Source organism: Novosphingobium sediminis (genome assembly GCF_007991615.1).
GTDB lineage: Bacteria > Pseudomonadota > Alphaproteobacteria > Sphingomonadales > Sphingomonadaceae > Novosphingobium > Novosphingobium sediminis.
The window spans coordinates 1-17405 of the sequence record NZ_BJYR01000029.1 but is presented as its reverse complement, the minus strand read 5'-3'; the positions used below and the strand labels follow the sequence as shown (position 1 = coordinate 17405).

General features: G+C 63.9%; 30 protein-coding genes. 8 read left to right on the top strand and 22 right to left on the bottom strand.

Annotated elements, in window-relative coordinates; genetic code table 11:
• Positions 1 to 82 precede the first annotated feature (82 nt).
• The 3 genes from NSE01_RS18880 to NSE01_RS18870 all read right to left on the bottom strand — a co-directional run bounded on the left by NSE01_RS18880 (position 83) and on the right by NSE01_RS18870 (position 2303).
• On the bottom strand, positions 83 to 640 hold the full coding sequence (locus NSE01_RS18880) for a hypothetical protein (RefSeq protein WP_147161195.1): 558 nt from the start codon (positions 638 to 640) through the stop codon (positions 83 to 85).
• Between the two features lie 501 nt (positions 641 to 1141).
• Positions 1142 to 1477 (bottom strand): single-stranded DNA-binding protein, encoded by a 336-nt coding sequence (locus tag NSE01_RS18875; RefSeq protein WP_147161194.1) that lies wholly within the window; start codon positions 1475 to 1477, stop codon positions 1142 to 1144.
• Positions 1478 to 1958: 481 nt separating this feature from the next.
• Positions 1959 to 2303, bottom strand: a complete 345-nt coding sequence (locus NSE01_RS18870) for a thermonuclease family protein (protein WP_011608058.1) — start codon at positions 2301 to 2303, stop codon at positions 1959 to 1961.
• A 311-nt stretch (positions 2304 to 2614) separates the two neighbouring features.
• Between NSE01_RS18870 and NSE01_RS18865 the strand changes: the two genes are divergently transcribed.
• Positions 2615 to 2803 (top strand): hypothetical protein, encoded by a 189-nt coding sequence (locus NSE01_RS18865; protein WP_011608059.1) that lies wholly within the window; start codon positions 2615 to 2617, stop codon positions 2801 to 2803.
• 18 nt (positions 2804 to 2821) lie between these two features.
• Here the strand turns inward: NSE01_RS18865 and NSE01_RS18860 are convergent, their stop codons facing one another.
• Complete coding sequence (locus tag NSE01_RS18860; RefSeq protein WP_011608060.1) at positions 2822 to 3511, bottom strand: pentapeptide repeat-containing protein; 690 nt, start codon at positions 3509 to 3511, stop codon at positions 2822 to 2824.
• 376 nt (positions 3512 to 3887) lie between these two features.
• On the opposite strand from NSE01_RS18860, the gene NSE01_RS18855 reads away from it, so the two are divergent.
• Entirely contained in the window at positions 3888 to 4961 is a 1074-nt protein-coding gene (locus tag NSE01_RS18855) for a DUF1173 family protein (protein WP_011608062.1), read from the top strand.
• Positions 4962 to 4967: 6 nt separating this feature from the next.
• Here the strand turns inward: NSE01_RS18855 and NSE01_RS18850 are convergent, their stop codons facing one another.
• The 6 genes from NSE01_RS18850 to NSE01_RS18825 form a co-directional block, all read right to left on the bottom strand.
• Positions 4968 to 5471 (bottom strand): hypothetical protein, encoded by a 504-nt coding sequence (locus NSE01_RS18850; RefSeq protein WP_011608063.1) that lies wholly within the window; start codon positions 5469 to 5471, stop codon positions 4968 to 4970.
• A gap of 87 nt (positions 5472 to 5558) precedes the next feature.
• The gene (locus NSE01_RS18845; RefSeq protein WP_011608064.1) at positions 5559 to 6071 is read right to left on the bottom strand and encodes a hypothetical protein; all 513 of its coding nucleotides are present in this window, start codon (positions 6069 to 6071) and stop codon (positions 5559 to 5561) included.
• 46 nt (positions 6072 to 6117) lie between these two features.
• On the bottom strand, positions 6118 to 6609 hold the full coding sequence (locus NSE01_RS18840; RefSeq protein ID WP_092960004.1) for a hypothetical protein: 492 nt from the start codon (positions 6607 to 6609) through the stop codon (positions 6118 to 6120).
• Positions 6606 to 6947, bottom strand: coding sequence for a hypothetical protein (locus NSE01_RS18835; protein WP_011608065.1), 342 nt, complete (start codon positions 6945 to 6947; stop codon positions 6606 to 6608). Before NSE01_RS18835 ends, NSE01_RS18840 begins: the two co-directional genes overlap by 4 nt.
• Positions 6934 to 7398 (bottom strand): hypothetical protein, encoded by a 465-nt coding sequence (locus tag NSE01_RS18830; RefSeq protein ID WP_011608066.1) that lies wholly within the window; start codon positions 7396 to 7398, stop codon positions 6934 to 6936. Before NSE01_RS18830 ends, NSE01_RS18835 begins: the two co-directional genes overlap by 14 nt.
• Positions 7399 to 7451: 53 nt before the next feature.
• Positions 7452 to 8072 (bottom strand): SOS response-associated peptidase, encoded by a 621-nt coding sequence (locus tag NSE01_RS18825; RefSeq protein ID WP_092960002.1) that lies wholly within the window; start codon positions 8070 to 8072, stop codon positions 7452 to 7454.
• 97 nt (positions 8073 to 8169) lie between these two features.
• Here NSE01_RS18825 and NSE01_RS18820 point away from each other — a divergent pair, with 97 nt between their 5' ends.
• On the top strand, positions 8170 to 8361 hold the full coding sequence (locus NSE01_RS18820; protein WP_092960000.1) for a DUF6771 family protein: 192 nt from the start codon (positions 8170 to 8172) through the stop codon (positions 8359 to 8361).
• An 11-nt stretch (positions 8362 to 8372) separates the two neighbouring features.
• Here the strand turns inward: NSE01_RS18820 and NSE01_RS21815 are convergent, their stop codons facing one another.
• From NSE01_RS21815 to NSE01_RS18790, 7 genes are all read right to left on the bottom strand, one after another.
• Positions 8373 to 8558, bottom strand: coding sequence for a hypothetical protein (locus NSE01_RS21815; RefSeq protein WP_238828874.1), 186 nt, complete (start codon positions 8556 to 8558; stop codon positions 8373 to 8375).
• Positions 8559 to 8567: 9 nt separating this feature from the next.
• The gene (locus NSE01_RS21810) at positions 8568 to 8729 is read right to left on the bottom strand and encodes a hypothetical protein (protein WP_011608068.1); all 162 of its coding nucleotides are present in this window, start codon (positions 8727 to 8729) and stop codon (positions 8568 to 8570) included.
• Between the two features lie 163 nt (positions 8730 to 8892).
• Positions 8893 to 9429, bottom strand: coding sequence for a DUF736 domain-containing protein (locus NSE01_RS18810; RefSeq protein WP_011608069.1), 537 nt, complete (start codon positions 9427 to 9429; stop codon positions 8893 to 8895).
• A 209-nt stretch (positions 9430 to 9638) separates the two neighbouring features.
• Positions 9639 to 10046 (bottom strand): ubiquitination-like system serine protease family protein, encoded by a 408-nt coding sequence (locus NSE01_RS18805; protein WP_011608070.1) that lies wholly within the window; start codon positions 10044 to 10046, stop codon positions 9639 to 9641.
• The gene (locus tag NSE01_RS18800) at positions 10043 to 11242 is read right to left on the bottom strand and encodes a ThiF family adenylyltransferase (protein ID WP_092959998.1); all 1200 of its coding nucleotides are present in this window, start codon (positions 11240 to 11242) and stop codon (positions 10043 to 10045) included. Before NSE01_RS18800 ends, NSE01_RS18805 begins: the two co-directional genes overlap by 4 nt.
• Positions 11202 to 11453: a multiubiquitin domain-containing protein gene (locus NSE01_RS18795; RefSeq protein ID WP_092959996.1), complete on the bottom strand. Its 252-nt coding sequence runs from the start codon at positions 11451 to 11453 to the stop codon at positions 11202 to 11204. The genes NSE01_RS18800 and NSE01_RS18795 overlap by 41 nt, the downstream gene beginning before the upstream one ends.
• Positions 11454 to 11549: 96 nt before the next feature.
• Complete coding sequence (locus NSE01_RS18790) at positions 11550 to 11738, bottom strand: hypothetical protein (protein WP_092959994.1); 189 nt, start codon at positions 11736 to 11738, stop codon at positions 11550 to 11552.
• Between the two features lie 159 nt (positions 11739 to 11897).
• Here NSE01_RS18790 and NSE01_RS18785 point away from each other — a divergent pair, with 159 nt between their 5' ends.
• From NSE01_RS18785 to NSE01_RS18770, 4 genes are read left to right on the top strand one after another with little or no spacing between them, the layout of a single operon-like run.
• Complete coding sequence (locus NSE01_RS18785; RefSeq protein ID WP_020818060.1) at positions 11898 to 12110, top strand: transcriptional regulator; 213 nt, start codon at positions 11898 to 11900, stop codon at positions 12108 to 12110.
• Positions 12107 to 12736 (top strand): hypothetical protein, encoded by a 630-nt coding sequence (locus NSE01_RS18780; RefSeq protein WP_011608074.1) that lies wholly within the window; start codon positions 12107 to 12109, stop codon positions 12734 to 12736. Before NSE01_RS18785 ends, NSE01_RS18780 begins: the two co-directional genes overlap by 4 nt.
• 2 nt (positions 12737 to 12738) lie before the next feature.
• The gene (locus NSE01_RS18775) at positions 12739 to 13221 is read left to right on the top strand and encodes a helix-turn-helix domain-containing protein (protein ID WP_092959992.1); all 483 of its coding nucleotides are present in this window, start codon (positions 12739 to 12741) and stop codon (positions 13219 to 13221) included.
• Positions 13222 to 13239: 18 nt separating this feature from the next.
• Positions 13240 to 14172, top strand: a complete 933-nt coding sequence (locus tag NSE01_RS18770; RefSeq protein WP_092959990.1) for an ImmA/IrrE family metallo-endopeptidase — start codon at positions 13240 to 13242, stop codon at positions 14170 to 14172.
• A gap of 370 nt (positions 14173 to 14542) precedes the next feature.
• Here the strand turns inward: NSE01_RS18770 and NSE01_RS18760 are convergent, their stop codons facing one another.
• The gene (locus tag NSE01_RS18760; RefSeq protein ID WP_011608078.1) at positions 14543 to 14959 is read right to left on the bottom strand and encodes a DUF3768 domain-containing protein; all 417 of its coding nucleotides are present in this window, start codon (positions 14957 to 14959) and stop codon (positions 14543 to 14545) included.
• A 108-nt stretch (positions 14960 to 15067) separates the two neighbouring features.
• Between NSE01_RS18760 and NSE01_RS18755 the strand changes: the two genes are divergently transcribed.
• Entirely contained in the window at positions 15068 to 15556 is a 489-nt protein-coding gene (locus NSE01_RS18755) for a hypothetical protein (protein ID WP_011608080.1), read from the top strand.
• Here NSE01_RS18755 and NSE01_RS18750 read toward each other — a convergent pair.
• The 4 genes from NSE01_RS18750 to NSE01_RS18735 all read right to left on the bottom strand — a co-directional run.
• Positions 15550 to 15783: a hypothetical protein gene (locus NSE01_RS18750; protein ID WP_011608081.1), complete on the bottom strand. Its 234-nt coding sequence runs from the start codon at positions 15781 to 15783 to the stop codon at positions 15550 to 15552. The genes NSE01_RS18755 and NSE01_RS18750 overlap by 7 nt on opposite strands.
• Positions 15784 to 15807: 24 nt before the next feature.
• Positions 15808 to 16413: a DUF6927 domain-containing protein gene (locus tag NSE01_RS18745; RefSeq protein ID WP_011608082.1), complete on the bottom strand. Its 606-nt coding sequence runs from the start codon at positions 16411 to 16413 to the stop codon at positions 15808 to 15810.
• 10 nt (positions 16414 to 16423) lie between these two features.
• Positions 16424 to 17080, bottom strand: a complete 657-nt coding sequence (locus NSE01_RS18740) for a hypothetical protein (RefSeq protein ID WP_011608083.1) — start codon at positions 17078 to 17080, stop codon at positions 16424 to 16426.
• A gap of 103 nt (positions 17081 to 17183) precedes the next feature.
• Positions 17184 to 17405, bottom strand: a 222-nt coding sequence (locus NSE01_RS18735) for a zincin-like metallopeptidase domain-containing protein (protein ID WP_246135292.1), incomplete at its 5' end; no start/stop codon positions are given.

Here is a 17405-nt window from a genome sequence, read left to right as displayed (position 1 = left end):
TCCTAGGCGATCGGTCGCCAAGACACCATAGGAGCATCGCCGCAGCGTGGTAGGCGTAGCTTGATGCTTGAAGTTCAGGGGTTCAGGCCGCGAAGAGTTCGCCCTGGGGATTGGCAGCGCCCGGGCCCTGACGCCGCAGCGGCGCAGGTTTGCGCAGCAGGGCAAGGACGCCCGGCTTGACCACATAGACCGCATGGCGCCCGCCGCCGCGGTTCTTGTGGTTGGTGGCGTAGCCCGCATAGTGCCGGGTCATCAGGCCGGCGCGGACCAGATCGGAAATCGCGCGGCTGACATTGGCGCGGCCGACCGCCTGGACCTGCTCTTCCACCGCCGCGTCAATGCGCGCCGCATCGCGCATCGCATCGCCGGTGAGCTCATCCTTCAGACCCGCGGCAACGCGCGCGCGCAGCGCAGCGCGACGTGCGGGCTGCGCGCTCATCGGCAGAAGCTGGGAGCAGAGCCAGTCGCGCAGGAGTACCGGCACGCCGCCTTGCGCCACAAAGGGGCCAGCCTGCCCTCGCCCGTCGGCGATTTCAGCGACCAACTGGAGGACGAGGAAGGCGTAGCGCGGGCGGTTCGAGGCTTCGACCAGGACCGCGTAGATCCCACCGACGCCAGTGATTTCTTGGGCTCGTTCCATCGATCAGTATTGAGCACAAAAGGTGAATCCTGTGAATCCCCTTTGTGCCTTGCGCTGTCGTTTGTCGCCCGTGACACTTCGCCCAGCGGCGCCGCCGGACTTGCACGGCTAGTCGCGTCAAACCTTGTCTCTCGGCCGATCTGGGACCCAGGCTGGCAACATCGACGGGCCGCCCTCAGCGCTTGTCACGCGCGCCATGCAACATGACACTCCGCCCGAGGGCAAAGTGTCACAAATGCCATGCCGGACGGGGCGCAAGCCGCCGATCCGGCAGGCAAAAAATAGGGCCAGCTTGCGCCGGCCCCTTGGAAAGTTTTGGGAGAGGATGCCTGAAAGGCACTGCTGATATGGGTGAAGGATCCTGATGCTGCAAGTGCGAAATAAACGCGGCGCGTTGTCTTTTTCGCAATCGGTGTTTCGCCCGTCGCAGCGTCTACATGAGTGATGGGGGGCTGGCCTTGGCCCTATGGGAGGCGGCGCTGCCGCCTCCCGGGCTCGGGTTTAGAGGAAGAGGACTTCCTCGGCCACGATCTCGACCGCGTAGCGTTCGACGCCCTCGCGGTCGGTCCACTTCGAGTAGTGGAGGCGGCCCTGCACCTCGACCACGTCGCCCTTCTTCTTGTGCTTGGCGACCGAGGTGCCGAGGCCGTTGAAAGCGGTGACGCGGTGGAATTCGGCGAGGGTTTCGGTATAGCCGGCCTCGTTCTTGACCGTCTTGCCGTCGACCAGCTTGGGGCGGTCGGTGACGAGGGTGAAAGAGGTGATCGCGGTCTCGCCGGCGTGGCGGGTTTCGGGAGCAGCAGCGATGCGGCCGATCAGGATGACGAGGTTCTTCATGGGGTATTCTCCGTGGCTTGAACTCGGCGGAACCGCCCGCCGATGAACACCACAGGCAGGGCCAAAGGCCCGGGCCCGCACCGAACGCATGTGAGGGGAACCCAAAAGCGAGGAGTGGTGCGGCAAGCCCAAAGGGCTTCACGGTCCGCTGCTTCTGGGTTGCGGCCAGGGACTGGCCCTGCAGGGTTCATCGGCAAACGAAGGGCGGTTTCGTCAGGTCAGGCCCAGCGGATGCCCGCAAAGGCAAGACCCGTCAGCCTCGGCCATTTCGCCGGAACCTGCTCCCACCCGCCAGCGCCCGCGGCAGCGGGCATTGCCTTCCTCGCCACCGACTCCATGCCGGTCAAAGACGCGTCGGGTCACAGAAGGGCCGCCCTCCGGCCCTCCCCGTTCAGCGTTTCGGCTACGGCTAGGCCCCCCGGTCTGTCGCAAAAGGAGGCGTCCGCAGGCGAGCAAAGCTCGCCACCTTCGATAGGGACCATCAGCGCCAGGGCCTCGCGAGGCCTTGCGCGACCAGATAGTCGCCGGCGTCCACGCCGTTCACCGTGACCGTGGCGAGCGTCCGCCCATAAGGGTCGGTGCCGAGCCGCGTGATCATGACCCGTCCGCGCGACAGCAGCCGCGCGAGTTCGACCCGCGAGGCTTCACCCGCTGCAAAGTCGCACCAGGCGTAAGAGCGCCTTCGGTCCTGACACTTGGGGCTGTCGGGAAGCTCGGGTGCATCGATATTGGCGATGCGGACCCGCTCGCGGCCGCAGCGGATCGTGTCGCCGTCGTGGACAGAAGGTGCGAGGCAAAGGGCGGCGGCGGCAAGAATAATCGGCATGGACCGGAGCCTAGCGCCCTCGCCCGCCCGCGCCAACCAGCCTTGCCGACTCCCCCACTGGCCCCGATCGTCACCCGCAGGGCCGGCATCCATGCCGGCGAGCTTGGGTGGGCGGCGGTGCGACAGCGCCGACGTGCGCCTTAGCGAGTAGAGCGGGTTGCCCCCAGCCCGCGCGGGGCGCGGGCGCCGGGGTGCCCCTCCCCTTTACCACCTCGCCAAATCCCGCCAAAATCGGTATGCTCGCCCCCCAGCTCAACCTGTCCGGCCCCGCTGCCGCAGGCAGAGCCACCCGAAGGGAAGGATCCCGGCCCATGGCTGATCCACAGCAGATGCCCAGCGCCCTGCAAGTCGCGCGCGCGATGACGCAGGTCCTGCGCACGAAGCTTGCCGTGTACGGTGCGGAAGAGATCACCCTCACCCGCGAGGAAGCGGCTCTGTGCCTCGGCCTGGCCGAGGGCATAAGCGAACACCTGGAACTGGAAGAGGGCGGCGCACGCTGAGGCGGGCGGTCCCCGCCCCTAACGGACGTTGAGCCCGAGTTCGCCCAGCAATTGCCCGGCCTGCTCGCGCGAGATCGTCGCTCCGCGAAACAGCCCACCATCGACCAGGCGAAGCCCGCCAAGATCGGCGCCGCGCAGGTCCGAGCCTTCGAAGCGCGACCCGGCGACCAGCGCCTCGCGCAGCGAGCAGGCCTCGAACACCGTCATGCGGAAATCGCCCTTGCGCAGGTCTGCACCCGACATATCGACCCGGCGCAGGGTCTCCTTGCGGAACGAGAACCCGGGCAGCTTGGCAGAGACCAGCAGCACTTCCTCGAAATGGATGTGCATGGCGCGTGCTTCGGTGAAGTCGGCGCCAGTGAGCTTCGATCCCACGAAACGCGTCGCGGTCAGGCCCGCGCGGCGCATCACGCAATTGTTCCAGTCGCCGCCGATGAACTCGGCTTCGCTGAGGTTAGCACCGGCGAAGTTGGCGAACGGTCCCCGGCAGGACTGCCAGACCGTGCCTTCGAGCTTTGCCCCCGACAGGTCGCTGCGCCGCAGGTTGCAGCGTTCGAAGCGCCAGCGGGTGAGATCGAGGCAGGAAAGGTCCGCTTCCTGGAGGTCGCAGTCGATGAGCGTGCGCGGCGCCGCGCCGATCAGGCGCTTGATGTCGCTGCGAGTCAGCACGGCGCCGGTAATGGGCTGCGAGGCGAAAAGGTCGTCCATCCAGGGACCGGTAGCGCCAGTCATGCGCCCGCACCAGCAAGCCGCGGACGGCCTCCACGGTTGCGCAGCCGCCGGTGCGAGGCGCGTCCCCGGCGAGCTTGCCGCGATCTCACGGCTATCATAGACTGACCCCAGCGCGCCCACCCGGGGCCGCGAAAACCTGAAGGAGATGCGCGAGAGGTCGAACGGGCAGCGTCGATCGCGAGAAATTGGAGCAGACCCCAATGATCCAGCGATACCGTGTGCTCGGCCGCAGCGTGGCCGAAGGCGATGAACTTCAGCCCGTCTTGCGCGAAGCCTACGAGCGCAAAGTCCCGGTCCATTGCGAATGCCGTAAGGGCTCCCCCTCTACATCTCGCACCGGCAGACCGGCTACGTGCTCGCGCGCTGGCCGGGCTCGGGCGCGCGCCATGCGACCGCCTGCGATCACTACGAGGCGCCCGATTACCTCACCGGCATGGGCCAGGTGCGCGGGAGCGCCGTTCTGGACGATGAGACGAGCGGCGAGACCAGCCTGAAGCTCGGCTTCCCCCTCTCGCGCGGGGCGGCCCGGCTCGCGCCCGCGGCGCTCACCAACGACAAGCCGACGGTAAAATCGTCGGGTCAGAAGCTCTCGATGCGCGGGCTGCTGCACGTCCTCTGGGACCGGGCCGAGCTGACGCATTGGCATCCGAAGATGGCGGGCAAACGAACCTGGTTCGTGGTGCGCCGCGCGCTGCTCGAGGCGGCAGCCAGCTGCCGGGCCAAGCAGGAAGCCCTGTCCCACGTGCTGTTCGTACCCGAGAGCTTTAGGCAAGAGGAGAAGGAGGAAATCCGGGCCCGCCGCCGCGCGGCCCTCGCCCGGGTCTATGCCTCACGCGACGAAATGATGGTGGTCGTGGGCGAGATCAAGGAGATCGTGGCCGCGCACGGCGCCGAAAGGATCGTCCTGCGCCATGTCGGCGACATGCCGTTCGTGATGGACCAGGACATGGCGCGGCGCTTCCACAAGCGGTTCGCGGGCGAGCTCGCATTATGGCAGGCGCAGGATGGCCCGAACGGCAAGAGCGGGCACCTGATTCTCGGCGGTTCGTTCGCGCGGCGGCGCGAGGGCACGTTCGATCTCATCGAGGTCGCGCTGATGCCGGTGACGGCGGAATGGCTGCCCTATGAGACCAGCGATGAACGCTATCTCGTCGGCAAAGCAGTCGCGGAGAAACGGCGGTTCATGAAGGGCCTGCGCGTCAATCTCGACCTCGACACGCCGATCGCCAGCCTGGTGCTCAAGGACACCGGCGAGGAAGCAAGCGCCATCCACATCCACGACCGCGACGACGAGGTGGCAGAGCCGCTGGAAGCGCTGCTCGCCGGGCAAGGCGTCGCGCACCTGCTGTGGAAGGAAGGCGAGCCGCTCCCGGCCCGCGTCAGCCGCGCGCCGCGGCGAAACTGGGACGCGCAGCAGGCTGCCTGAACAGGGTCAGTCGCTCTCGCGCGGCAGCGGCCTCAACGGCAGCAGATCGAGACGCCGGGACGTGTCGCAGGCCGCGCGCAGGGCTTGGAGGCGCGCCGCGACTTCGCCCTCGTGCTGGGTGATCTCGATGCGATTGAGGCCAACGATCGTCCAGACCGGCAACTCGGGCCGCTCGGTCACGTGGACCGAGTAGGCGATGGGCAGCTTGTCGGGATAGAGCCACAGCAGCAGCACGGGCAGCGCGGCGAGGTTGGGCTTGCCGCCCGACGCAGCGAGTGTCATCACGCCCCGGTCCTGGTCATACCGGCAGGTGATCCCGAGGGGTTGCGGGTGCCCGGCAAGGCCGAGGATCGTCTCGCCTGGCCGAGCCCCGAAAACCGCCTCGAGCTCGGCGGGCGGCGCGGCCTCGGCGTTCTCAGCCACCTCGGCGAGGAACAGTTCGACCGCGGCAAAGCGCGCGGCCTCCTCGCGGGTGCAGGCAAGTTCGAGCGTGAGCGTGATCGAGGACATGGCTGGGACTTTCGTGTTGCCGCGCGCCGACGCGTCCCGTTGCCAAGGCAAGGGACAGAACGGCGGACAGGCGTGGAATTGAACGGGTCAGAGCACGAGGTGGCGCTCGACGTGCGAGCGTTCGCGCGGCCTCTGGAGGTTAAAGACGGGGACGCCGTGGCTGGCGGCGATGCGCAGCGCCTGGCCGGTGCCGCCCGAGGCCTCACCGTCGGCGGTCCAGCACAGCACGAATTCCGCGGGGCTATCGAGGCTCACTCCCAGCACCTGGAACACGTTGCGGGTGTGGAGCGCCTGGACGAAAGCCGAGAGCCCGGCAAAGGCCGGATGGTGCGCGGCAGCGATCAAGCGCGCCCTCCCCCAGAGCTCGGCCCCGAGCGTCCCGGGATGAAGCGCACTTGCCGACCCGCGCCAGCCCACCGCCGGCAGGAAGATCTGCGCAGAGGGGCCTGCCCCGCGTTCGAAGGCGCTGTCGGCGCCGATCGCGTGGCCCGAGCGCAGGACATAGCCGCGCTTGGTGAGCGCGAAGGCGGCGTGGGTCATCAGGCTGAGGATTGCGGGCGGCGTCGCGCGCGCACCGATCCCGGCATAGAAGCGAGGCATGGGCTTGGACTCCTTTACGGAACGCCCAGCCCCAAGCCCCCTCCCCTTACCCCGTGTCGGCGGCGGCCAGAGTGGCAGGCCCGTAGGCGGCGAGCAGGTTGCGGTGGAGCACCGCGTTCTGCGCCGGGAAGAAGCTGCCGTCGGCGTTCGCCCGGGTGATCTGGAGCGCAGCGGCGACCACCTCGCGAAACGGCCGCATCACCGCACGCGATCCCTCGTAGGTCACCGGCTGCGGAAATCCCGCCGCGATCCAGGTGGCCGGTTCGACAAGGTTTTCGAGCCAGGCCTGCGCGTCGTCGGGCAAGGGCGATTCCGCCGAGACCAGCCAGAGCGTCCGGTATGTCCCGAAATCATGGGTATTGGCGACCATGGCAAAGCCGAGCGGCAGGGGCGGCTCGCCGTTGAGGGCAATGATCGCGGCCTTGTAGGCGAGCAGTTCGAGGGTGTTGGCCGCGGCAAAGTCGGCGCATTGCCCAAGCTGCGCGCAGGGCTCGTCGGCGGGACCGGCGCCGAGTTCGAGAATCCAGTGCCGGCTCATGACGCGGCCCCCTCGAGGCTGTCGGGATACCAGGCGAGTTCCACCGCGTCCGGATGGGCGGCTTCGAACTCGGCGATGCGCGCATGGGTGATGAGGCCCGCACGGTCCCTCACCCCGACGTAGCCGCCGTAAAAGCGGCCGCCTGCAGCAACGAACTGGGCGTGGATGTCCTCGCACACCGCCTCGGAGACGAAGAAGCCCGGCACGCCGGCGATGTGCGCCGGCGGCAGGACGCCAAGCATGTCGTCGAAGAAGGCCTCGCTCACCCGCGAGAGCGGGAAGCGGGCGAGCACGACTTCGCGTGAGGAGGCCAGCAGGGCGGCGTCAATTGCGGTCATCGCTCGACCCTCCAGCGATCACGAAGGCCGGGATGGTCTGTTCGGCGCGGGCAATTTCGCGCTTGAGATCGCGCAGCCGGGTGAAGTTGTTGATCCATGAAGGAGGGAAGAGGACGTATTCGTCTTCGCTCGCCGTGTAGTCGCGCATCGGACCTTGCCCATCGAACAGGATGATTTCGGGGAGATAGGCGCCGAGACAGCCACCCGACCAGCGGCGGAACGGCAGGCCGTGCTCGGCGCAGAAAGCGTCGATCTCGGGGATCTGCCCGCCGTTGAGCTCGGTGCCGTAGAGCTCGAGCGGCTCAGCCTCGGGCAGCACTGCCGGATCGAAGGGTTCGCCGTCCCACTCCGTGCGCAGGTCATAGTCGGCGGCGTGCGACGCGAAGGCTTCGAGATGTTCTCGCGGCAGTGCGCCGCCGATGGTGATGTGGACGGGGGCTCGGTCGCCCATGGGCTTGGGTCCTTTCGCTTGGGTCTGATCCGACCGGCGAAGCCCCCCTCCCCTCAGCCTGACGTCGCCGCGGACCTCCCGGCACCCCAGCGCTCGGCTCTGCGATCGACGGCGAGTTCATTGGAACAGGTCTGGCACAGCGCGAAGGCTTCGGCGGGTGTGCCTGCGAGCCATTGCTCCCACTTTTCTCGGGCGAGGACGACGGGCATGCGGTCGTGTACGTCGGCCATCTGCGGGCAGCCATCCACCATTATCATCGAATAGGCCGCGCCCCACTCCTCGGTCGCTCGCCACAGGCCGGCGACGGCAACGACCTCCTCGCCCGCCAGCGAATACCAGGTCCGGGTCATCTGGCCCTTGATGCCCTCGGCCTCGGCCCAGGCGGTCACCGGGATCAGGCAGCGGCGGCGCTCGAAGCTCGGCCGCCAGAACGAGGTGCCGAGCTTGTCCTCGCGCGCGTTGTTGACGGGCTTGGGCTTGAGTGGCTGACCGTTCTTGCCCTTCAGGACAAGCGGAAAACCCCAGGTCATCACCCGCGTCTCGCCTTCGGCGACGACGAGGCCGGGATAGCCCGGGTAGACCTCGGCGGCGAAGTTCGCGCCTGCGCCGCTGCTCGCGCCGAACAGTCGGGCGATTTCTGCAGGGGCCTTGGTCATGCGGTACAAGTTGCACATGCCTTGATGCTCGGCGGACCGCCCTGCCCTGTCAATCAGGACAAACAGCGGCGCCCGCTGTCTTGCAAATATGTTCTTCCTATGTGCTCTTACCAGCATGGAACGAATCGATACGTCTGCTGTCGCTCATGCGATCCTGGACGCTCCGGGCTGGGCGCGGGTCGGCATCACAGCCCCAAGCTCCTGCATACGCGAGGATGCCGCGCTCGAACTCGGGCGCGTGATTGCCGATGCGGTCGACGCGCCGGCGAGTGCGCCGTCATCGGAACAGTCGATCCTGCCGCTCTGAAGCCCGCCAACTCAGCCCGCCGGGCGAGGGAGCAGCGCCTCGATCTGCGGGTCGAGCGGAAATCCGAAACGCCGGGCGATCTCGGCAGCGTGTTCGAAGTCGGCCGCGCTGACGTGGAGTGAGCGGGCGAGATCCGCGAGCGTGTCGCCCTCGCGTGGCGCAGAGAGGGCATGGAGATTCCCATGCGCCAGTGTCACCGCGAACGGTCAGGTCATGGCGATGCCGATAACCTCCTCGGTGAGGACGACCATCGTATCGCCGGTGTGGATGGCCTCATCGCACTGGACCGCGTCGTAGGCGTTGCCGGTGCTCGCAAAGGCGTGGTGGCGCCGGGTGGTGAAAGCGAAGCGTTCGCTATCGGTCAGCATTGTGGATCTCCGGGTAACTCCAGGCAAATGAAGAGGCGGAACGCCGGGCGGGGGGGGCAGTGCCGGCGTTCCGCCTCAGGCCGCGCGGCGGGCTTATCCGCGGCCTTTGCACGGGAACGGGGACCCGCTTGGAGTCCCCGCCGGTTGGAGTTGGACTTGCCGATCAGGCGTCGACGAGCGGCGGCAGCGCGCCATCGTGTTCGGCGCCGTCCTTGGCATTGGCCCGGACGCGCTTGGCGGGCGGGGTCGCGGTGCTGTCACCCAGACCGTCGTCGTTTCGGCCATCGCCAGCCTGTTCGCCGCCGCGGTCGCTGCCACCGGCATCGTCGGCCGGGAACATGTCGCTCTCGCCGTATTCTGCCGAACCGAGCTGCGTATTGCGGCGGCGCGGACGCTGCCAGGCGATCGCCATGGTGCCGTCCTCGCGCGGGAAAGCGGCGATATAGAGCGGCTGCGCCATCGACGGATCGTCGATCTTGCCCTGGTAGAAGCTCTCGCCGGTCGAGTTCGAGGAGAGTTCGAAGAGCGCACCGACGATCACCCAGCGGCGCTGGTCGTTGAGCGCAACGATCTCGTAGCGGGGTGCGCGGGGGTTGCTGGAGGTCACTGGCCTGAGGCCGATGGTGCGGGTGATGGTGAGCGTTTCGACAGAGCCGATCAGCTGGCCGTTGGCGTTCTTGCGGATTTCACCGATGTTCATGGACGTTCTCCTGGATGGATCGATTGCGACCGAACCCCTTGTTCGATCACTCTCTTCCCACCCCCCTTCCCTCCCGGCCGTCAGGCCGAAGCTGCGGGCGCTGCCCGCAGAGGTGTCCAGGACCGCTCAAGCGGTGTTTTCAGACAACGCTATGACCGAAGAACCAGAGACGAGGACGTTCAATGACAACGATGAGTGTAATACGGATTCTACCTTCCAAAGATCGATTTAATCTGATCAGCCAATGCCAGTGCTGCCTTCCACAGACGGGCAATCCAGGATTTTGGCTTGGCGTCGTTGGCGACATGGCGCAAAATCTGTTTCTGCATGAGCGATTTCGCCGCTTCGGTGCTAAATGCATCCAGCCATTCGACCTGTCCGGCTGAGATGACATAATGAGATTTGCAGGGACCATCGCACACTGCGATGGAAGGGCGGATCGTGGCAAACCCGTCGTCGCAATAGACTTGGTGGCTATCGGGAACGAGAAGCGTGATCCGATGGCCGCAGCCGCAAGCACAGAGAAGTCCGGCGAGCTCGAATTCCTCGCTGTGATAGACAGTTTCAGGCTCCAGCTGCTTAGGGATCCGATCTACCGCTTGATAGGCAAACTTCATTCTAACCCCCCAAAGCGATCAAGATCAAAAGATGCCGTCTCAAAAGTGTAGGCGATGGCATCGCTTAATCGGTCATAAAACTCAAAATGCTGCTTGAACCGGATCACGGCGAATATCGCGTTGAGCGCATTGAGTTCGGCGACTTGCGCCTGCTTCCGATACTCTCCATTTTCTGGATTCGTCGTTGGCAGATAGGGTGTATTTACCGATTGCTCAAATGCAGCGCGATCCGCTCCGGTGATCCGAACGACGCCATTCAACCCAATGAGTGAGCGATTGAGGCCCATGCCACAATCAACGAAGGGAATGGCATTTGCACTCAACCAGTCGACGATGGCGAGCCGCGACGGCCCGTCGTCAATCGACACAAAGACAAAATCGAACTCACGCAGGCTCTCGATATTCTCGGAGGTGATGCGCTCCGGGATCGGGACGATGCCACAATGCCAATTGGCATAATGTTGCGCCAGCGCGTCAACCTTCTTCATCCCGACCGCCCGATGGATGAAGCCGGGGATCCTAAAGAGCGTGTGAATATGAACCTTATCGTCGTCGAAAAGCCCGATCTTTTCGAGATGCGTGCGGGCGATGAAATCGAGGATGTAAGCTCCTGTGCCGCCGAGGCCAATGATTGCTACCTTTATGCCCCTCAACCGCGAAGCCACGTCGTTGAGGTGGTAGCGTGACGACATTGAGTCTGGAATGCGCAACGGACTGTTCTGCGCCGCGGCTTTGATTTCTATGCCCCGCAGCGGACTAGCATCGGGGAAAGCTGCCATCGCGGGTGCAACGATCACATCGAGATAAGTGCGCACCTTTTCTTCAAACGACCGATATGGGCGCATTGCGCCAGACTCGAGCAATTTGAACGAAAAGGAATGGTTGCAAACAAAGCCGTCAGCCACCAGGACGGTAGCCGCGCCACCGCCCAATCGCAGCGCCCGCCCGTTCTGGTCGTGCGGACGGCATCCCTTGAACCAGGCCTGATGGTCGCTTGGGGCATCGATGACCCAGTTATTCAGATCGACTGGACTTGCCCAATCGCCATATTCGAGCTCACCGGCGCTGTTGAGGCACGGTAACCCGTAGATGACGAAATAGGCGTTGACGAAGTCGAGGTGATAGCCCTGTTCCTCCAAGTCCCGGATGAAAGGATTATGACTCGCCAGTTCCTGAAACTCTGAAGCGCATTCCATCTTTAACCATTACCTCCTGACCTGGCGCGAGGGTGCCGCTGATGTTAGCGGAGTGGCCGCGTGAATATTTGATGAGATACTCGGTTGAAGAGGCGCCGCCGTCCTGAAGGTAGTAGGCGACGACCTCGTCATATGAGATTTTCGTCTTGACCACTTCGTGGTCGTCTTGGTTGACGATGATGGTGACGGTCTTTTCCGACTTTTCAGACATGTTTTGAATCCAATGCAAGGGTTGGGTGTTGCGGCTTCGGAATCGGACCAAGGCTCCAAAGCACTTTGGCCGGAATGGGGATGAATCGTCGGTTCATCAGGAATTCGGGCTATCGCGCCCGTCGGGTTCACGGGCGACGCCTTTGAACGGCTTGCCGTCCTGCTTCACCTCCATGAAGTGTCCGGTGCGCTCGTTCCGTTTCTGATAGTTGCCGTCGGTCCGCTGAAATTGGGTGCGAGCGGTAACAGCGCCGCGACGGAAGTCATTTCCTGTGTTCTTGGCCATGAGAACGATTCCCTTGTTCAAGCCTGCGATTTAACCCGGCTTGAGATTGATCGCCGGATGGCGTGGATATGATAGCTAGTTTTTAGCTAGTCAAGGGCTATTTTTTGATTGACATTTGCGCAGATGTTGTGTAGCCCTACTCCCGCTGAAGGAGGCGTAATGGCTGCCAAGAAGACGATGACGCTCAACCTTACGGATGCGGAAATGCACGCACTCGAAGGCCTTTGCGACAAGAAGGATTTGAGCAAGACGGCTGTGCTGCGTCAGGCATTACGGCTCTATCAGCTTGTTGAAGCTCGTGTTGAAAAGGGCGACAAGCTGTTTTTCGAAGACGAAAAGAGCAAAGAAAAAGCGGAAGTCATGATGCTATGACCGCCGTGATCAGTCCGATCGCACTCTTGAACGCGACGAACGGCAAGCTTGAAGAAGCCGAGCTCTGGGATGCGATAACCGAAAAGCAGCTGGGTGACTGGGAAGCCGAATGGATCCCGGAGCTCTTCAAGGCGATCCAGAAACTGCACCGCGCCGGTGTCGAGCGGGTGCATTGGCCGCAAAGTCGGCATTGGAACTGGCGTCAGAAGACCCGGGCTTTGCAGGGCATGTTGGCGCATCCCGGCTTCAGCATCGTGTGCAACGGAACCACCCAGGGCATGATGATCGTGGACATCACAACGCATCGTTGCCGGGTTGAGAGCCAAAAAGGAAAGGACCTGGTTTATGTCGAATATGTTGAAAACGCGCCGTGGAACCGCCCCGAGCTCGCCGATCCGCCGCTCTATCGCGGTATCGGCAGTATTTTGATCAGGGCTGCTATCGCACTCAGTATCGAGGAGGAGTTTAAGGGAAGGATTGGCTTACACGCTTTACCGCAGTCGAATGGCTTCTATGCCAACACCTGCGGCATGACCGATCTTGGCATCGACGCAAGCTATCATGGTTTGCGCTATTTTGAGATGACGCCGGAGCAAGCCGAATCCTTCATCGCCAAAGGAAATTAGCCATGAAGATCGAGATCTCCAAGGATTGGTGTCTCAAGATGGCATCGTTAGAAGGTGACACCGAAATTGGTGCCGGCGTCACCGCCGCCGATCCGCTTTTTGATGGTGAGGCAGAAACGCAGAATGTTGGCGAAGATGAGCCGAGCATTGCTTTTGGTCGCTTTGTCCGTCTCATGCGGCGCAACAAAGGATTGACGCTCGAGGAACTTGCCGAGCAAGCCGACATTGACGTCGCCGAACTCGTAGAGATTGAGGACGACGTTCGTCACAAGGCTGAATTGCGGTCCGTTTATCAGCTGGCCAATTATTTTCAGGTTCCGCGTGGGAACCTGATGCAGGTGGCCGGTCTGACGACACCCAAGAATGACAACCTCATTCATGAAGCCGTTCGCTTTGCTGCGCGATCTGAGCCTGTGGCAGCGCTTAGCCAGGCTGAACGTGCTGCATTGGAGGCGTTCGTCACAGTTTTGAGCGAACGGGACTGAACGTCAAGGAGCAGGCGGTTGAGCAGAAATCGACTTTTATCTGAGAGAACCGCCCATGATATCGACGCCCGCGTCGAACGGGTGTTGAAGGGGCTCGGGAATCCCGAGCCCCCGCTCCGGCTCGAAGACGTGCGGCATTTGCTCAAGCTCGATCTCAAATTCTACACGGCGAAGGATCCGAGCGTCGCGCAGGAGGCGATCAGCCGGATCAGAGTCGCCACGCTTCAGGTTTTCAATCGTCCGGCACTCATCCTGGACGCCATCCACAAGTGGTCCTTGAAGGCGCTGTATCTGCCCGATCGCAAGCGTATCCTGCTTGATGGCGACCTGCCGATCAAAAAGCATCGGTGGAACGAAGCGCATGAAATCGGTCACAGCCTATTGCCGTGGCACGAGGATGCGATGCTTGGCGATAACAGCCACACCCTCTCGCCCGAATGCCATGAGCAGGTCGAAGCCGAAGCCAATTTTGCCGCAGGCCGCCTGCTGTTCCTGCGCGATCGATTTACGCAAGAAGCCCTATCGATGTCGCCGACCATCGAAACCGTGAAGAGCCTCCACGGCGTTTTCGGCAACACGCTGTCGACGACGCTATACCGATTCGTCGAGACTGCGGGCGTTCAAACTCCACTGGTCGGGATAATGTCCGGCCATCCACACGTTTCTCGCCGCAAGCCGGACTTCGATCCAGCGAATCCCTGTCGGCATTTCATCCGGTCATCGGCCTTTGCCAAACACTTCGGAAAAGTAGACGAGTTAGAGCTTTTCAAGGCTGTCGCTGGATATTGCGGAGCACAGAGCGGCGGGCCACTCGGCAGTTGCGAACTGGTGCTAATCGACGACAATGGCGATCAACATCGCTTCTATTTCGAGACATTCTTCGCCTATTGGGACGCACTGACGTTAGGGGTGTACGTTAAGCCTGAAATTCAAATGGTTGCTGCTGCATAGCTGGAATATCAACTATCCAGTCGTTTGGCAGGCGGGGAGAAGGATGATCAGACGCAGCCATTCCCGAGCAGCCCTGAAATCAATCGACTCAACCGCTGTGGAGGGCTCGCGCCGCCGTTGCTTTGGTCGCCTCGAAGCCGACTGACCAGTTCCATCGGAAGTTCAGCGTATGGCGATACCTCAGTCTGAAGCTCCTCGACCGTAACAATCTGTCTGGGCTGGCCACCACGCCAGTGCCTCACATCAGGATCGCGGCCAACCTCGGCGACGCCGAATACCATCACAAAAAACGTCCCCAGCCCCAGGTCCCACCCGACCGCGACCTCGAAAATGTCCGAGCGCTCCGGCAGCGGTCTTAGCGAATACCGGCTCATCGCCTCACCAGTCGCTTGCCAACATAATCGTGACGACGCGGAAGCTCTGCTGCGCGTCCCACAGTGTCTCCGACCCCCCAGGCGAACGTCCCGTCGTTGGCATAGACATCGATCTTCCAGAAGATCTTGTACCCCTGGAACTCGACCGCGCCGAAGTCGCGCTCGCCATGAGGATCGTTCCCCGGCTCGATCGGCGTTTCGTTGATAAGACGGCGCAGCGCTGCCTGACCCAGCATCAGGCTGGCCTGGCGTGCGCCGGGGTCTTCGGCGTCGCCAGCACGAATGTCGGCCAGCGCCCGCGTGAACACAGTGCGCGAAGTGGGCAGTGAACCCGCGCGGGCCGCGTCGTTGAGCCGGGCGATCTCAGCAGTGTGGTCGACGCCGGCAGGTGTGGATGAAGCAAGTGCGGTCATGGGTTCTACCTTTCATGATTGATCCCCCGCTGAGTTCCCCCTCCCCTCCGCTGTCCGGTTGACGGGGCCTGAACGTTCACGCTACGTTCTTTTGGAAAGGATCTCGCCATGCCCGCTCCCAGCCACCTCGACCATTTCGATCTCGACATTGGCCTGCGCGATGCGTCGTGCGACGAGAACCTGCCGCCAGTGCGCCGGGCGATCGCCGCGCTTTGCATCGGGGTCGGCGTGGACGATGCCTACCTGTCAGTCCGGGAACTGCGCGAGGCAGTGTCGCTGGTGCATGAGAACGCCCCCGGCGGGCGGGCAAAGCTCGCGGGCATCCTCAGCACCCAGTGCGACGACTTCCAGCGGGCGATCTATTACTGCCTCGCCGGGCGCGGCGTGGTCGAGATGGCCGAGGCGATGGATTGGCTGCTGACGGTCCTCAAAGCGCGCGGCCGCACCGCGGCCTGGCTCAGCCGGATGCGGGTGCGGCGCAAGGACCTCGTTTCGCCCTACGTGGCTGAAGCACCTGACGGGCCGCTCGTGTCGCCAAGTCCCGATTTCGAGCTCGGGCAATCGTGGTTCGTCGAGCGCGGACCCGAGCCCTACTGATCCTCGGGCTCGTCATCGTTGCAGGTGACGACCCGCGAGACGGTGCGCCCCGGCGCTGCCTTGCTTGCCAGAACCACGCGGAAGGGCTGCAGCGGATTGCCGGTCTTTACCACGGCGGTGTCGCCCTGGACGTGCTCGGCGACCCGGGTGGCGATCCGGTTGGCGTTCTCGATGCTGCAAAGGCGCGCTCGCTTGGACGAGCGCTGCGGTGGGGCGGGATCGGTCATGGCGCTACTCGCTTGGGTGCCGGGTCACGAAGTTGACGGGGCACCGGGTGGCGGCACGATCGTCCACGCCCGGCTCATCAGCTTGCTGATCTTCACCCCAACCCCGTCGCTGACCCGGCGCAGGATCGTCTTGCGGCCCGACTGGACCACGCGGAAGCTGCGCTCGCTCTGCCCGTCGGTGAAGGTCAGCGGCTCGGCCAGCACCAGCATATCGCCCGGTGCGGGCTTGCGGCGCGTGGTCAGGGCGAGGCGCTGGCGGCAATGCTCGCGCCACTGCGCGGCATATTCGTTGCCGGGCGGTCCCAAGAGGTCGAGGATCGAGGCCGGGCAGTCGTAACTGTAGGGGCCCATCGTTTCGGTCATATCCTTGTAGCCAAACTCCTCGCCGCTCTTCGCGCCGGGGTTCCATTTGACGAGGCAGATGATCGCGAAAGTTTCGTGCGGGGCTTCAAGATCGTAGCTCTGGCAGGCGGCATAGTAGGCGCCCGAACGGACGGTGGATTTGAGGACACGCAGGCCGGTCGCCCGGCCCTTGTCAGGGTCGGGCGGATAGGTGCACTGGTTGTCGAGATAGGCCTTCGGCGTGGCGAACGGAGCCATGCCGCCGCGAGACATGAACAGCCAACCCATGGCGGTTCTCCTAGACGAGCGCCTGTTGGCGCGGATTGATGGAAAGGCCGGTCTCGCGGACGACGAGCGCGCGGAAGCTGTGCGGCGCGGCAAGGACCGCGATGTCGCAAAAGTGATTTCGATCGCCGAGGTAGTCCTGGCGGCCTTTGCACCGGCGGAACATGACCTCGCGGCCCGGATGGATGCAGGGGATCGAGACCTGGATGTAGATCTCGTCGCCGTGGAGCGTGATCTCGCCCGAGACCGCAGGGCCGGCGAAGTTGCTGCGCAGATCGTACTGATCTGGCTCGAGACCGAGATGGCGCGCCGCCACCCGCAATGCCGAGCGGGCTTCGCGGTGGAAGGCGCGCTTGGCTTCGGGATCGTAACCGATGCCGCGGCGGGCGAGCGCGACCAGCGCGGGCTTCAATTTCAGCTCGTCGATCTTGGCCAGGCACTGCCGGCGCAGCGGCAGGTCTTCGGCAAAGGTTTCGTCGGGCGCGTGGCCCAATGCGATGCGCCCGACGTGACGCGCGAGCAGGATCGTCGCGGGATCGCGCGCTGGGTCGATCCCGGCGTTGCGCGCGTCCTGCATTGCATCGACCACGGCCTGGGTGGCGGTGGCAATGGTTGCGAGCGCGTCGGGCTGCAGGGCACGGCGATAGCGGAAGTCGAGATCGTAGTTCATCGGTGAAATCTCCCTTTGCGCCCCCTGGCGCATCGGGCTCCCACCCCCTCCCCTTCCCGCTCGCGCTGCGAGCGGGCCAAGTGCCTCGGCTTCCCGGACACCGTCAGGCTGCCTCCTTGAGTTCGTCCGGCAGGGTCGAACCGAGCGCCGGATCGAACTGGCGAAGCCACTTGACCGCCTGCTCGGCCTTGGCCGCCGCGTGGAGGATCGCGGTCTTGTCGCCGCGCAGGATCTTCATCCAGTGGTGGATGTAGGAGGCGTGGCTGTCGTGGAGTTCGTTGGGAAGGCCGTATTCGGCGCAGAGGGTGGCCTGGCAGAGCGAGGC

Bases quoted from the DNA above. Each gene is read 5' to 3' on its own strand.
- NSE01_RS18860 (WP_011608060.1), bottom strand. From the start codon at position 3,511: ATGGACGACCTTTTCGCCTCGCAGCCCATTACCGGCGCCGTGCTGACT.
- NSE01_RS18825 (WP_092960002.1), bottom strand. From the start codon at position 8,072: ATGTGCAACTTGTACCGCATGACCAAGGCCCCTGCAGAAATCGCCCGA.
- NSE01_RS18745 (WP_011608082.1), bottom strand. From the start codon at position 16,413: ATGGGTTGGCTGTTCATGTCTCGCGGCGGCATGGCTCCGTTCGCCACG.
- NSE01_RS18740 (WP_011608083.1), bottom strand. From the start codon at position 17,080: ATGAACTACGATCTCGACTTCCGCTATCGCCGTGCCCTGCAGCCCGAC.
- NSE01_RS18805 (WP_011608070.1), bottom strand. From the start codon at position 10,046: ATGAAGTTTGCCTATCAAGCGGTAGATCGGATCCCTAAGCAGCTGGAG.
- NSE01_RS18750 (WP_011608081.1), bottom strand. From the start codon at position 15,783: ATGACCGATCCCGCCCCACCGCAGCGCTCGTCCAAGCGAGCGCGCCTT.
- NSE01_RS18790 (WP_092959994.1), bottom strand. From the start codon at position 11,738: ATGGCCAAGAACACAGGAAATGACTTCCGTCGCGGCGCTGTTACCGCT.
- NSE01_RS18780 (WP_011608074.1), top strand. From the start codon at position 12,107: ATGACCGCCGTGATCAGTCCGATCGCACTCTTGAACGCGACGAACGGC.
- NSE01_RS18800 (WP_092959998.1), bottom strand. From the start codon at position 11,242: ATGGAATGCGCTTCAGAGTTTCAGGAACTGGCGAGTCATAATCCTTTC.
- NSE01_RS18835 (WP_011608065.1), bottom strand. From the start codon at position 6,947: ATGACCGCAATTGACGCCGCCCTGCTGGCCTCCTCACGCGAAGTCGTG.
- NSE01_RS18820 (WP_092960000.1), top strand. From the start codon at position 8,170: ATGGAACGAATCGATACGTCTGCTGTCGCTCATGCGATCCTGGACGCT.
- NSE01_RS18845 (WP_011608064.1), bottom strand. From the start codon at position 6,071: ATGCCTCGCTTCTATGCCGGGATCGGTGCGCGCGCGACGCCGCCCGCA.
- NSE01_RS18755 (WP_011608080.1), top strand. From the start codon at position 15,068: ATGCCCGCTCCCAGCCACCTCGACCATTTCGATCTCGACATTGGCCTG.
- NSE01_RS18830 (WP_011608066.1), bottom strand. From the start codon at position 7,398: ATGGGCGACCGAGCCCCCGTCCACATCACCATCGGCGGCGCACTGCCG.
- NSE01_RS18760 (WP_011608078.1), bottom strand. From the start codon at position 14,959: ATGACCGCACTTGCTTCATCCACACCTGCCGGCGTCGACCACACTGCT.
- NSE01_RS18880 (WP_147161195.1), bottom strand. From the start codon at position 640: ATGGAACGAGCCCAAGAAATCACTGGCGTCGGTGGGATCTACGCGGTC.
- NSE01_RS18865 (WP_011608059.1), top strand. From the start codon at position 2,615: ATGGCTGATCCACAGCAGATGCCCAGCGCCCTGCAAGTCGCGCGCGCG.
- NSE01_RS18795 (WP_092959996.1), bottom strand. From the start codon at position 11,453: ATGTCTGAAAAGTCGGAAAAGACCGTCACCATCATCGTCAACCAAGAC.
- NSE01_RS18810 (WP_011608069.1), bottom strand. From the start codon at position 9,429: ATGAACATCGGTGAAATCCGCAAGAACGCCAACGGCCAGCTGATCGGC.
- NSE01_RS18850 (WP_011608063.1), bottom strand. From the start codon at position 5,471: ATGTCCTCGATCACGCTCACGCTCGAACTTGCCTGCACCCGCGAGGAG.
- NSE01_RS18840 (WP_092960004.1), bottom strand. From the start codon at position 6,609: ATGAGCCGGCACTGGATTCTCGAACTCGGCGCCGGTCCCGCCGACGAG.
- NSE01_RS18775 (WP_092959992.1), top strand. From the start codon at position 12,739: ATGAAGATCGAGATCTCCAAGGATTGGTGTCTCAAGATGGCATCGTTA.
- NSE01_RS18875 (WP_147161194.1), bottom strand. From the start codon at position 1,477: ATGAAGAACCTCGTCATCCTGATCGGCCGCATCGCTGCTGCTCCCGAA.
- NSE01_RS18870 (WP_011608058.1), bottom strand. From the start codon at position 2,303: ATGCCGATTATTCTTGCCGCCGCCGCCCTTTGCCTCGCACCTTCTGTC.
- NSE01_RS18785 (WP_020818060.1), top strand. From the start codon at position 11,898: ATGGCTGCCAAGAAGACGATGACGCTCAACCTTACGGATGCGGAAATG.
- NSE01_RS21810 (WP_011608068.1), bottom strand. From the start codon at position 8,729: ATGCTGACCGATAGCGAACGCTTCGCTTTCACCACCCGGCGCCACCAC.